Source organism: Streptomyces sp. NPDC001549, from assembly GCF_042894025.1.
GTDB lineage: Bacteria > Actinomycetota > Actinomycetes > Streptomycetales > Streptomycetaceae > Streptomyces > Streptomyces kutzneri.
This window is the reverse complement of the sequence record NZ_JBIAVJ010000017.1, coordinates 74,912-88,154: the sequence shown is the minus strand read 5'-3', so window position 1 is coordinate 88,154 and position 13,243 is coordinate 74,912. Positions and strand designations below refer to the sequence as shown.

General features: G+C 61.2%; 13 protein-coding genes. All 13 read right to left on the bottom strand.

Annotation, left to right across the window (positions count from 1 at the left end; all coding sequences use genetic code 11):
• Positions 1–41: 41 nt before the first annotated feature.
• A complete protein-coding gene (locus ACFY04_RS25865) occupies positions 42–1,886 on the bottom strand; it encodes a hypothetical protein (protein ID WP_389120010.1) in 1,845 nt (614 codons plus the stop codon).
• 87 nt (positions 1,887–1,973) lie between these two features.
• Entirely contained in the window at positions 1,974–2,216 is a 243-nt protein-coding gene (locus tag ACFY04_RS25860; RefSeq protein ID WP_389120008.1) for a hypothetical protein, read from the bottom strand.
• A gap of 11 nt (positions 2,217–2,227) precedes the next feature.
• Positions 2,228–3,007: a hypothetical protein gene (locus tag ACFY04_RS25855; RefSeq protein WP_389120006.1), complete on the bottom strand. Its 780-nt coding sequence runs from the start codon at positions 3,005–3,007 to the stop codon at positions 2,228–2,230.
• Between the two features lie 19 nt (positions 3,008–3,026).
• Entirely contained in the window at positions 3,027–4,100 is a 1,074-nt protein-coding gene (locus tag ACFY04_RS25850) for a hypothetical protein (protein WP_389120004.1), read from the bottom strand.
• Entirely contained in the window at positions 4,100–4,903 is an 804-nt protein-coding gene (locus ACFY04_RS25845) for a hypothetical protein (protein WP_389120002.1), read from the bottom strand. Before ACFY04_RS25845 ends, ACFY04_RS25850 begins: the two co-directional genes overlap by 1 nt.
• Positions 4,904–4,954: 51 nt before the next feature.
• Positions 4,955–7,372: a phage tail tape measure protein gene (locus tag ACFY04_RS25840; protein ID WP_389119999.1), complete on the bottom strand. Its 2,418-nt coding sequence runs from the start codon at positions 7,370–7,372 to the stop codon at positions 4,955–4,957.
• Positions 7,373–7,591: 219 nt separating this feature from the next.
• A complete protein-coding gene (locus ACFY04_RS25835) occupies positions 7,592–7,870 on the bottom strand; it encodes a hypothetical protein (RefSeq protein WP_389119998.1) in 279 nt (92 codons plus the stop codon).
• A 3-nt stretch (positions 7,871–7,873) separates the two neighbouring features.
• The gene (locus ACFY04_RS25830) at positions 7,874–8,302 is read right to left on the bottom strand and encodes an HK97-gp10 family putative phage morphogenesis protein (protein ID WP_389119996.1); all 429 of its coding nucleotides are present in this window, start codon (positions 8,300–8,302) and stop codon (positions 7,874–7,876) included.
• Positions 8,303–8,339: 37 nt separating this feature from the next.
• On the bottom strand, positions 8,340–9,335 hold the full coding sequence (locus tag ACFY04_RS25825; protein WP_389119993.1) for a phage tail tube protein: 996 nt from the start codon (positions 9,333–9,335) through the stop codon (positions 8,340–8,342).
• 8 nt (positions 9,336–9,343) lie between these two features.
• Positions 9,344–9,775, bottom strand: coding sequence for a hypothetical protein (locus tag ACFY04_RS25820; RefSeq protein WP_389119991.1), 432 nt, complete (start codon positions 9,773–9,775; stop codon positions 9,344–9,346).
• Between the two features lie 442 nt (positions 9,776–10,217).
• Complete coding sequence (locus ACFY04_RS25815; protein ID WP_389119989.1) at positions 10,218–11,387, bottom strand: phage major capsid protein; 1,170 nt, start codon at positions 11,385–11,387, stop codon at positions 10,218–10,220.
• A complete protein-coding gene (locus tag ACFY04_RS25810) occupies positions 11,368–11,997 on the bottom strand; it encodes an HK97 family phage prohead protease (protein WP_389119986.1) in 630 nt (209 codons plus the stop codon). The genes ACFY04_RS25815 and ACFY04_RS25810 overlap by 20 nt, the downstream gene beginning before the upstream one ends.
• Positions 11,960–13,228: a phage portal protein gene (locus ACFY04_RS25805; RefSeq protein WP_389119983.1), complete on the bottom strand. Its 1,269-nt coding sequence runs from the start codon at positions 13,226–13,228 to the stop codon at positions 11,960–11,962. The genes ACFY04_RS25810 and ACFY04_RS25805 overlap by 38 nt, the downstream gene beginning before the upstream one ends.
• Positions 13,229–13,243 lie beyond the last annotated feature (15 nt).

The window sequence follows — 13,243 nt, the reverse complement described above, 5'->3', positions numbered from 1 at the left end:
GGACAGGGCTGGAAAGGCGGCAGTGAATTTGGTTGATGGTTCTAGACGGCAACGGCCATGATCGGCGGATCGTGGTCCGTAAGACCGGCGGAGGAAGTAACTGTTGCCGGTAGGGTCGTCTGTCCACTCAGGTACCAGTTCCGAGCAAAGGCAGTCGTCCCGAGAAAGAAGTTCGACGGGTTGCTAGGCGACTCGTTCTGAATGTGGAAGTAGTAGAAGTCCGTCGCGCTTCCGGCGCTCATCAGGAAGGCAAGCCAGTACCGTCCGGGCTGCATCACGTACGCGGCAGTCAGGGGCAGCGGCACCGCGCCAATATGGTTGTTCACCATTGAGGCAGGTGACCCCGAAATCTGACCGGCAGCCGCAACCGCCGAAAGGGCCGTTGCTCCGGTCCATGCAACCCGTGATCCGGCTTCGTTATAGATACCGGCGAAGAACCTTGCAGCGGGAACCGTGGTGGACCCTGCCCAGCCACGCGCATGGATGACCACCTTGCCGACGCTGGTCGGTTCAGTGATGTTCACCGCGCACATGTAGAGCCGCTGAACGATTGCAGCTTTAAGGGCAGTTGGGTTGGCAACCGATCCGGGGTCAACGGACCACGCTTCGAATCCAAGCGCGTCGGGAGTCCATGTGTTGCGCGTCCCCTCGTTCACGGAAAATGCCCGGCCGCTCTGTTCCTGCACCATGAGCTGACCGGCATTCGCATATAGATGAACTCCGGCAGCGTTGGCGGCAGACGGCCCCGTACCGTTGTCGATAGCTAGGACCCCATTGACGGCAGTACCGACACCGGCCGCACTTGCCGATCCGCCAATCCGCACATTCTTGTTGAAGTACGCATTGCCTAGCGGCGTGATGGTGCTGCCCGTCTTCCGCACACCGAAGAGCTGCGCGTCTGCATCATCGACTACGCGGAATGGGTCTGTAGCGGCTGCTGTGGCCTTGGCGGTGACGGGTACGGTATTCGCCACGGCACCGACGTCTGAAGCCGCTAGAGCCACGTTTCCGGCCCCGTCTGGGGTCTTGGCGTTGACAGTCTTGACGGTGCCCGTTCCGGCGCCAACATCAGCGGCTACCAGGGCTACGGCACCCGCACCGTTAGGCACCTTGCCGTTGACTGACGTAACGGTTCCCGACCCTGTACCGGCGTCGCCCTTGTCGCCCTTCGGCCCCTGGGGGCCAGCCGGGCCCGTGCCGCCCGTTAGCCCTATATCGCCCTTGTCGCCTTTCGGGCCCTTCAAGTTGCCAACGGCTGAGCCCCAGCCGGACGGACCACGCTGCCAGATGTCGCCCGTGTCGGTCCTGAGGAGCACGTCACCGGGCTTGGCATCCGTGCTGGGAGTCGTGGTGTTGTTCAGGTACCACTGACTACCGCGCACGTCTCCGCCAACCTTCACCCATGTGCCCGCCGCACGGGTCCACATGGTGACCGTGGTATGCGTAACGCCGAGAAGAGTGCGGGTGTCGTACTGCGTATAAAAGTCGCCGTCACGCCCCAGAGCGGCCGTAGGAATCGCACCACCGGTGAATATCTGGCTGCCGACAACGGGCACATAGTTGGGTGTGGTCGGATCGCTCGGCGCAAGGTCCGCTAGGTCAACGTCCGTCTTCGCCTTCGGCAGTAGCAGACTGAATATCCGCCCGCCGATCACGCCGGACAGGTTCTCTTTGACGACGTAGGACCACTTCGACGGGTCCATGTTCGGCGCATCGGTCGCCGGTAGCTTGGTTTCAAAGCGCCCGTTCTCATCAAGGCTGGCGACCACTGGGCCAGCAATGAAGAGGTCACTGTCCGGGAAGGTCAGCATTGACGGGGCGGAGAAAGTGACGGTTCCGGCGAGCGGACGCGAGTCCGGCCCCAGGTACGTGCCGTGAACGGTCACGGTAGGAATTGCGACAGGCAGCGGCATGAGCCCCCCTAAACGGCAGGGACCAGCAACGCACGTGCGCTACTGGTCCCGTCCGATGGTCTAGCGGTTGAGTAGTTCTGTGATCTGATCCCGTAGCTGTGCGTTCTCTCGCCTGAGTTCGCGGACTTCGCGGCGAAGGTCGGCCAGCTCTTCCGACTGGCGCTCTACCTTGCTGCGGTAGGCTTCCGCCTCTTCCTTCCAAGATGCCTGCATTCCCGTTCGGAACTTGCGCAGCGATACGGCAAGGAAGAGGAGGAGGGGGACGAGAATTTCAGCAGTGCCGTACAGGCGGGTTAGTTCCAATTCTTCGCCCCCTACATACCGAAGTCGTCTTCATTGATGTCCGGGCCACGGCCCCACGCGGAACCCAGGTTCCATGTACGGGCCCACCCCTTCGGCGTGGCGTCCGGAAGCCGCTCCTTCGGTAGGCCAACGCAATAGTGCATAGCGCTGATGCCGTAAGCCCCGTCTTCGTCGGCACCATCGGGAATGGTGGTGTACCCGATCGGGCTTCGGTTGTTGCCTGCCTGGAATGCCACCCAGCGCCAGCCGCCGTTCCCATCGGACACGGCGAAGGCGCCGCCATCGTCGGCCCCCTGGTCTTTCTCGCGCTTATACATGCCGAAGACCTGTAGGCGGTTGGATACGAAGGGTTCGGGGCCCACCTTGTAACGGTGCTGTAGCTCAATGGTGTAGATAGTGGTGTCGTCCGCGTAGTCCCAGCCGTACGGGATTCCGTGGACCCAGCGCATCACGGCCAGGCCGATAGCGCGTTGCGGAGTGCCGGTCAGATTGAGGACGCTAGAAGCGCTCACGCACTGCCGGACGTTTCCCTCATGTCGGTACGCGGCAAGTCGGACTTCCGCCTCACGCTTTCCGGTGAGCATGTAGTCCGTGATGAACTTGACTTCGACCCGGTCGAACTTCATGCCGGTCACGTTGGCTATGCCGACGCTGGACCAAACATTTCCGCCGACCTCGGGTCGGCCCTGGGAAGCCCACTCGATGACGGGATATCGGTCAAACTGATTGACCGGCGCCGGTGCGCGCTCAATGGCGGACATGCGCCGCTTGAGTTCGGAAAGCTCATTCACCAGCGACGGGGGTACTGCGTTAGCTTGGGTTGGCATTGCTCCACAACTCCTTAGAGGCGAGTGCGAGACGGATGGATTCGTTGCCGTTCGCGTCTACGCTCGTACCGCATTCGGTCACGGCGAATTGATCGAAGAGGGCTACGTAACCGGCGTCCACGCTGACGGCGACGAAGGCGCCCGGAACGAAGTCGGTAGGGCTGTACTGCCCCGGGTAAAGCGTCAGCTCAGGAATTGCGACAGGCACGGCGCCCGCGTTGATGGTTGCCTTTGCTTTGTCTATGAGCGTGACGGTTTCCTTGACATCCGAGTACGCCCCGACTGTGACGCGCTCCGGCATGCGTGCGGCAAGCGAAGGGTTCTCGAAGATGCCGACTACCTTCTCCCCGTTACCGGCATCCGCCCCCGTCGCATAGGCCACCGTGCATAGGGCCGTACTGTCGTAGGTCACGCCAGTCACATTGCAATTGATCCGATGCGTAAGCACGTGCGGGGAAGTTGTCGCACCGCGCTTTGTCGGAATGAACCGGTGTCCCACGTTCTTGCCTTCAGTGCGCCAGTAGGGTGCGTATCTGAAGTTGAATCCACCGATGTTGTCGGCAAGCTCCTCAATGGCTTGGGCTATGTTCTTGAGTTCATAGCGGCTCCATACGGCGGTTCTCTTGTTACCGGTCGGCTTGATCAAGTCAATGCCGGTCGCAATGCCGTTATCCAGGTTGGCGGCAATCAGCCATTCGGCAAGGATGTCGGCCTGTTCCTTAGACTTCGCCGCATAGCCGTTGACCAGGTACCGGCCCTGATAGTGGGAATGGAAGCCGGAAGCCGAAAGGGTCAGCGTTCCGGCGTCAATGTCCGCAGACAGCGCCCAGAGAATGCCAGCCCACACCACGGCACCGTCACGCACGACGGCAAGCCCGCTGATACCAGGGCTGAGGGATTCCGGGTCAGCCTCAGGGGCGAACAGTGGAATGCCCACCGTGGCCGACCCGGATGCATTGAGGGTGTGCGTGAACTGGATTCCCGTTACGGGCAGCCGCTTAACTACGTCTCCGGTTCGCGCATTGGTCTGATAGACGACGTACTTAGCGCTGACCATTAGACCCACCTATCCCGCCACTCGATTACGGCCGTGGTCGGACTGTTCACGGCAGCGCTGGACAGGGTCAGAAGGTGATCCCCGATTCCGAATTCTGGCCACGTCGAACCAGACGTGATCCGGTCGTTGAAGTTGGTTCCGTTAGTCGTGGCCGTAACGGACTGAGCCTCAGAGTTGATGGTGAGCGCTCCGGCAAGGTTGGCCATCCCAAACCACAGGCCAGAGACTTCGTCCCGAAGCACACAATCCTTTGCGTTGGTCAGCTTGATAATGGGCAGCGCCGGAACGGAGCCAGGGGAAACAAACCTGAGCTTGGGGCTTGAGCCCTGCCAGGGGGCCGTCAGTGTTCGCGAGACCAGCGCGTCACCGTAGATGTACGGGTCCGTAGCGAACAGTTCAACGGCCACATTGCACACTAGGTATGCGAAGTTCAGATCAAGGGGGGCCGACCGCTTGCGCGGGCGGACCTTCACAAAGCCTGTCCTGTCGCCCGCTATGCCCGGAAACTTGAACCGTAGGGGCTTCTCCCGTTCGGCATGCCCGAAGGCCGCGTAAATGGCGCTCAGGGCTTCTGTGAACTCCTCGCGCGTCCGGCCGTAGACCTCAAGTGTGAGGGTGATCGACCGCCCCCCCATGTAGTCATCCCCGGGATACAGGCCGTGCCGTTGAACGAGCGTGAGATCAGCGGACCGGATATCCGGCAGCGACACCAGCCCATCAACGGCAACGAGGGATATGGCAGAGTCCGGACGGCCAATCGTCAGCCCATTGAACTCACACGTCCAGTCGTCAAGCTCCGCCATATCCGCCCCCTGTTGTGTTGTGCACGGCAATAACGCACGTGCGTGATTGCTCTACCGGGCCCCCACCCGAAGAGCCCATGCCACTTCCCGCGCAATGGCGTACGGGTCCGCGTTGCTGTGAACGTTGACCACCACGCCCCCGCCTGCTTGCCCGGCAGCGTGGTTGGGTGCGACGTTGGCGCCGTTCGGCAGGTTGACCCATTCCGGGCCACGCTCGCCCACCTTCGTCCAGCCGGAAGCCGGACCACCCATCGCGCGAATCTTGGGGATGGGATTCTTGGGCAGGTCAACGCCGATCGGGCCAATCCCTAGCCGGTCGGGAATTGCCCAGTTGAGAAGGTCAATCAGTTGGTTGATGGAGTCCTTGACGGCACGCCATACAGCCGAGCCGATGTCCTGCCCGAAAGACGAAAGCCGGGAAAGCCCTTCGCCTAGCTTGCCGATAAGCTCAGCGCCAACGTTCCGGGCGGCACTGCCCATGCTCCCGATGTAGCCCATGATCCGGCCGGGCAGGTCACGGAAGAATCCGATGACGGCATCTAGTCCGGCTTGCGCCTTGTCGGCAACCCACTGGAAAGCCTCGGCGGTCTTCTCCCTGATGGTGTCCCAATGTTTGATCAGGAGTCCGGGGCCCGTGAAATTCAGGAAGAGGTCAACAAGCCACGCGAATACGGCCTGGATTTTCTCCCACACCCATTGAAAGGCTTCGGCTGTCCATGTCTTGATTGAGTCCCAGTTCTGCCAGATGAGCAGAGCAAGGCCGACGACTGCCGCAATGACAATGGCAATTGGGCCCATGGCTATGAGCCAGGCAGCCGCCATGCGTGCCGCCTGCAACATGGCTTGCGCGCCCATGGCAATCCATGTGGCGACCATGACGGCACCGTTGACTGTGGCAGCGGCAGCCCCGGCAATCCACTGTCCAACGACAATGGCACCGGATATGACTGCCTGTCCGCCTGCTTTGAGCCAGCCGCCCACCACTGCCCATGAAGCCGTGACCTGAGCAAGTGCGGACGTGGTGGAAGCCGCCCCCGACGTCACCCAAGCCGTTACGGAAGCGATTCCCTGAGTGACTGAGGTGACACCCCAGGAGACCAGGGCGGGAAGCACGAAGACCGTGATAGCCGTTGCTATCCCCGTGAAGGTGGTCTTGTGATCCCCAATGAAAGAGAAGGTGGAATCGACGACTTCACCAAAGGTCCGGACGGCAGGAACAACCCCGTCCATGATGACCGTCTTAGCCGCACTCCCAATTGGCGCGAAGGTTTGCGCTAGCGCCTCAAGCTTGGGAATGACCTTTCCGCCCACAAGGTCAACGGCACCTGTCTGAAGTGTGCGCCAGAATGCCGTCAGCTTTTGCGTGGCATTGTCGTGCATGGTGTCGCCAGCGCGAGACGCTGCACCCTCAACCTTGTCAAGGCCGTTGGACGCTGCCGCAGAAGCCGGGTCCATCGCAAACAGGGCCTTGCCCATGACGTTCGCAGGATCACCAAAAAGGGCGGCAGCCGCATTGAGCTGTACCGTCTCGTCCTTGGTTCCCCGCAGTGCATCAAGGGTGAGCTTCAATGCGTCTTGCGCACTCTTGCCGCCTTGCTGCATTTTCGCGGCAATGGTGTCTGAGTCCAGCCCAATGGACTTGAAGGCTTCTTCAACTGCCGTGCCACCCGCAACGGCCTTTTCGCCAAACTGGCCTAGCGCGTCGGCAACCTGGTCACTGTCTCGCGCGCCCGCCTGTAGCGCCTGCGAGATAAGCCCCATCGACGTCTTACCGTCAAGGCCGATCCGCTCGAACTGCACGCTGTATTCGTTGAAAGTATCTAGTAGATCCTCGGCTTTATTCGAGCCGTTCTGTGCTCCGACAACGAGAATGTCAAATGCCTCTTTGGCATTCTTCGCCATGCCGGTTTTGAGCATCGTTCCGACCGCATTAGCGGTAGGGCCGACGTCGTCCCCCAGGACGGAAGCCACGTCCATGGCCTGCTTGGATATGTTGGCCAGCTCATCCGACGTCGCTCCGGCGGGAACTAGACCCTGTTGCCATAGAGACTTAAGGGCTTCGTTCGCGTCAGCAATGGACTCGCCATAACCAGCCGAGTAGACCTGTCCGGCCGCCTGCCCCAGGGCTTTCGCTTGGGCAGGATCGGCCCCTAGCTGCGCGGCTAGAAGGTCAGTCCCGGCTTCCCGGTCCATGGCCTCAGAGATACCAGCGAAGAGACCGGCACCAACGGCGAGACCAGCGGCAGCGGCAAGGCCGCCGAACTTCTCAGCGAAGCCGCCTATTTCCGAACTGGCGTCATCACCTGCCTTAGCAACTTCCCGCCCCAGCCGTTCGGCCTCTTCGGTCGCCTGCTTTAGCGCCTCTTCGACCTGGTCACCAAAGCCGGTCACATCCGACGTGGCTTCATTAAGGGACGCGCTCAAGTCGTCCAGATCACCCAGAAGGGTAATCGTAATCGGCTTGGCCATGGCGGCGCCCCCTATGCAGTTACGTCATTACAGGTGTCCGGCGTTCCCCTTGCGCCGGTACACCAGAGCGGCCACGCGAATTGCGCCGCTCGGCTTTCTGCTGTGCTTCAATGTCGGCAGACATGGCATCAACCAGCGTGTTGAAATCCCTCAGCGGGAGCGCGCGAATGTCAGACCATGCAAGCCCCCGGAAGTGGCCGACCAGTCGCGCGCACGCAATTACCCGCTGAGCGCGGAAGGGTCCGCCTTCGCCTTCTGCTTGAACTGAATGCGGAGCTTCCCCGCATCCTCGGCCGTGAACGACGGGTCGTCACGCTGCTTGATGACCACGGCCATAGCGCGCAGAAGCTTGGCCTTGCGTGCGCCAGGCTTGGCCAGCGAGTCAAGGGGGCCGTCAATGATCTCTTCGATAACGTCGATCTCATCAATGGTCAGACTGTCGATATCCAGCGACAGGACGTCATCAAGGGAACCGGCGTCAGTCTTCTGCTTGCCCATGTGTTAGCTCTCCAATTTGTCTCGGAGTACGGCGGTAATCTCACGCTCGTACGTCTCGGAAACCCTGTCGCTGTTACGCGCCATGGCCCGGTATAGAAACCTGTTCGGCTTGATGCCCCGACGCGGGAAGCCGAAGTGAATAGCCCCCGCGTACGGGGAGCGTGAAGCGGTACCCGCCTTAACGGCAGCCGAGTTAGCGGAAGCCACGACCTTTACGGACTTGGCCAGCTTTCCGGGCCGGTACTTCTTGCTGTCCTTCGGGGAGCGCTGGTGTTGCGGTACGCCCCGCTGAGCATCGGGCTTGACTAGCTCAGCCGCCTCTTTGTTGACTTCGCGGACCCGCTTGGACAGGTCTTTGTCCTTGAGTTGGCGAAGCGTCTTCTTGAGCTGGTTGAGTCCTTCGACCTGAACCGAGAAACGCGAACCTGCCACAGCACCCCCCGACCAATCACGCACGTGCGTTATTGCCCTACGGCTTGACCCAACCAGGGGTGGGCTCCACATAGGTGAGCTTGATTACGGGCTTACCGTCGCCCGGGTCCAGCGCCCGGAACGGAAGCTCTGACATCGTGACGTCGTCAACGCTGGCTTCCGGCGAGTCGCCCGTGAACTGCACGGCGGACACTTCAACCTTCATGGACGTACCAGCGCTGATGCCCGCGAAGTCGATGACCAGCGAAGCCACTTTTCCGGCAATGAACGCTTCATAGACCTTGAGGGAAGCAGTAGAGAATTCTCCCGAAAGGCTGCCCTCATACGTCGGCATAGCCGCACGTGCGGGCGCCTTCTTGAGTGCGTTGGCTCGAAGGAAGCGCCGGTCAGTCTTCATGCCACGATCGCCGGTCAGCTCAAGGGAGTTCGCGTCAACGGCTACGTTGGCCCCGTCAATGGACAGGGCGATACCGGTACGCGTCCAGTCGTAGGCAAAGGCAATGTTCGGGTACGTGATCGGCAGCGCGTCAGCGGGCTTATCCGAGTGCGTGACATCCTGAAAGTCAAACGTCACATTCAGCGTGACAGCGCTTTCCACTTCGGCCTTGAGTGACCACTCTGTTGCCGTGCAGCCGACATGCTTGTAAGCAACGATCTTGCCGTCAGTGGTCGGCCGGGTCATCTGAGCCGTAAACGAGGGAGCGGCGCTAGTGGGCGCCGTCTCGAACACATGGGTAGTCAGACCAGTAGTCGCGTTCGGAACGCCACCGTTGTACTTGTCGAATGCAGCGGAGAAGAGAGCGGCGGCGCCAGCATCTAGGACATCGGTTTCTATTTCACCTTCACCGCCCATGTTGACGACGTTCCGGCGGTCCGCCCGCGCCGTCTGCATTCCCGCCCGGAATCCGACAGACTCGATAAACTCCCTGGTCGTCTTCCAACTGTCGGCCTTGCCCTCATAGCCCAGCACTGTCGTTGCCGCCGTGCCGTAGGTGTTCTCTTTACCGATGCCGATAGCGGCGTCTAGCGCCATGGTTCCCCCTAGATAGTCCTGCCGCGAATTCGTACGCGGACGGTCAGCGCGGCGTACGCGCCGTCAGTTGCTTCGGCCGTCTCCGTCTCGGACGACTCAGGCCGTACGTCCATCAGCCCCAGGACGGAAGCCGGAGTGACAGACCGGCAGGCTTCGGCAATGGCCTCACGAAGGCCGTAGACGGCCCGCTCAGCGGCCTTCGGGTCGCCGGGCAGGATGACCAGCGCATGAACGTCCACGTAGCCTGTGACGGCCGTAGGCTTGCGCGGACCCTGCCGCATAGCGACGACGTTCATTTCGTCCTCAGTCGTGGCACCTAGCCAGACCTGTTGCCGCCGGTCGGCCTTGCCTGTCTCCGCCCAAGTGCACTGCACCCCAGCGGGAACGTTCGCCTTGAGTGCGTCGAACAGAGCGGCCTTCGCCTCAAAGATGAGCGTCACGGTTACCCCCTACATGAAGACGAAGGGAAGTCGAACCCTGTACCGGTTCAGGTGGGCATTCACTTCGGGCAAGGACGTTGGGCGCCAGGTGCCACCCGCTTGCGCAAGCTGCACTGATCCGAATTCGGATTGAAGTTGTAGCGCCCGGTCCGGTATTCGCGACACAAGGTCAAGGCAGTATTGCCGCGCCAGTGTCCGCACACACCACCGGATCGTTTCCGGCGGAGCGTCCACACCTTCCCACTTCCGGCCGCAATAGTTCTCGACTACCTCAACGGCGTATGCCACGGAATCGGCAAGGGTGCCGTCCGGGAAAGTGGACGCGTCTTCCATTCCATCAAGCGCGCGAATCTCATCAATCGTCGCGTAACTCACAGCACCCCCCACAAGGGGGAGCAATAACGCACGTGGGTTATTGCTCCCCCGACCATGAGCCTTGCGGCTACGGCGTAACGGTCAGAACCTTCGCCGCGCGAAGGTCCGTCAGAAGGCCGTCAGCACGCTGAATGAACCGATAGACAACCTGGTCCGTGGTGAACTTCGCATCGACAGAACGCTCAACGCGAAGCGGACCGGCAAGCCGAACCTTGTACTTACTCAGATCGGCAAACAGGACCTTGTCATCGGGCATGACAGCGTCAGTCTCAACCGTCTTACCGTTGAAGAGATCCGGCGCTCCGGCCGTTAGAGCCGACTGCCACAGATAGGCGCCGTTCGCATCCTTGAGCTTCCGCATGATTGCGGCCGTCTTGTCCGAGACAATGAACGTTGCCGCACCCCGGTAGAACGAAGGCAGCTCATAGAAGAGATCAATCAGCGCGTCAGACACCTTCGTATCCGTAACGCCAGCCTTCCACGTGGCAGTTGCCGGAGTGGCCGAAGGGATAAGCCCCTTGGGCTGGCCGGTACCGGTACCCGTCAGCCAGTGCGCCCCCATGCCGTGCCCCAGCGCAGGACCCGCATCCCCAACCAGGAAGCCGACAAGGTCTAGAGCCTGGTCCTGCACGAACTCAGTGGACAGTACAGACGCATACGCATACTTGAACGCGCCCACCGAACGCTGAACCGTGGTCGGGGTGCTCTCAGGAATGTTGGCATTCTCGGCAACAATGCCAGCCGATGCACGACCGGTGACAACGGTAAAGTCAATGGACTCACCACCAGACGTAGTCAGGATGGAAGCACCATTGCGCATGACCGTAGAACGCTCTACCGCCTCAGCGAGAAGCTGACCGAAGAGGGTTCGCGGAATCACGTTCTTGCCGCTGACCGTATCGATGCCACGCGACTCCGGCGCAAAGGTAGCCGACTCGTAAAGCCCCAGCGAACGAAGCTGCGTAGCCGCATCCTTAAGCTTGTCCTGAGTGTCGCGCTTGCTGCCGGTTCCCTTGAGTCCACCCATAAGGGCGTTGATGGACTCCTGAGACTTCACGGCTTCAATGCCGCGCTTGATCCGGCCGTCATAGTCGGCAATCGCGTCAAGTAGCTTGTCTTCCTTCTCGCGCGCCGACGCGTCCATGTCCTTACCGGCGAACTCGTCACTGAGTGTGCGAAGCTCCGCCGTAGCCTTCTCGCGCGCCTCAAGGTTCGCGCTAAGAGTCGTTGCGTCCATTACCGGACACCCCCCTGTTAAGAGCGCGGAACAGTTCGCGCGCCGGATTGAAAGGCAATAGCGCACGTGCGTTACTGCTCTGCGGAATGCCGAGACTCGCCACGATGGAGCGGCTGAGTCCGGCGTCAGTGGTGGGGTAGGCGGGATTCAGGACCGGTCCTAGCTCCACCACGTCCATGTTTGTGATCTCGCGAATGGGCAAGCCGGACTCTTCGTCAAGCTCATCGTGTACGCGCTGCCCACCGTCGTTCACGCGGAAGGTGAACGAACTTCCCTGCACGTCTCCGCGCTTGAGTAGTTCGGCAACGTCACGGCCTGCCGTGGTGTTGGGCAGATCGATTTCGTACCAGCCGCCTTCGGCGTCTTCGCCGGTTCGCAGCGTCCCCGAACTCATCCGTCCTAGAGCGTTGTTGTTGTCGTGATTGAACGTTGCGATCACGTCGTTACTGCGGAGAGAATCCGCTCCGGCCCCCGGCATGATGCGTTCGCGGAAGCCGCCTAGGTTCAGCGACAGTTCATTGAACCGGTAGGCGTATCCGCGCATGGTGACGCTTTCGCCTTCGGCGCGGACCTCAGCCGGTAGAACCAGGTTCCGGCGTTCCATCTGCATTGGGCTCTTCCCCCTCTTCGTCGTCTTCCCCAGCGGGCGCCGGGGGTTCTATTGCGGGCGGGGGCGGAGCGGCGGCAGGCGCTTCGTCGGCCGTGACGTCGGCAAGGTTTAGCGGCACACGGTGCGCTTCTCCGGCGCCGTCTGGCAGGGGCTCAAGGTCTTCCCATGCACGGACTTCGTCAATGGAATAGATGCCTTGCTGTAGCCCGATCGAGTACATGCCCATACGCTCTGTCGGGGCGCCACGCTGGATACCGTCAAGCCCGAACTTGATGAACTTCTTTCGGTCGGCTGTCTCCGCGTAGAGAAGCCGGGTAAGCCCTGCCTCAATGCGCTCAAGCCACGGCCGAAGGGAGAACTGTGCGAATGCCTGGTTCTGTTCGGCCAGCCCCGAACCCCAGCTAGTTGAGTTGGTCGCGTCCGCAATCAGGTGCGGCGGCACGCCGAAGATTCGGGCGATTTCCGGAACCTGGAATTGCCTGGTCTGTAGGAACTGCGCTTCGTCCGGCGACAGGGCCACCTTCGAGAACTTCGCGCCTTCGGTAAGCAAGGCCACGCGGTGCGCATTCTCGGCGCCGGAGTTGGCCAGCCGCCACGCTTCGCGTGCACGCGCTAGCCCCTCTTCGGACATGGCGCCCGGTACTTCAATGAGTGCTCCGGGCATAGCCCCGTTCGCGAAGAACTTCGCGCCGTACGTCTGCGCTGCCATGGCCAGGCCGATAGGCTCACGCGCAAACGCGATAGGCGAAACGCCGGTGAATTCGCCGGGCAGCATCATGCCGGGGATATGCAGGATTTCCCGCGTGGTGTACCAGCCAAGCGCGACTTCATTACCATCGTCGTCATAGTCGGCCACGTAGAAGACCTTGCGGCGCCGCCCGTCCACAACGACCGTATGAGTGTCGATGCGATTGGGGTCCAGCACTTCAAGGCCAACGATATTCGGCCCATCCCAAATGACGGCAAGGTATGCATTGCCGTCAAGCAGGAGACTGAGCACAACCTGAGACAGAAGGTCGATGCGGCCAAGTCCGCCCGGTTCGGCGTTCGGATATTCCAGCCAGAGCGGTGAATCAATTTCCCTACGCACCCCGCCCCGACGCGAGTACGTCGAAACAGGCAGGGTACATATCGTCTCGGACAGCAGGCGCACGCAAGCGAAGACAGCCGAAACTGTCAGCGCGGAATTCGCGTCTACCTTCTGACCGGCAGCCGACACAACGCCGGGCATAGGGAACAAGTCCGT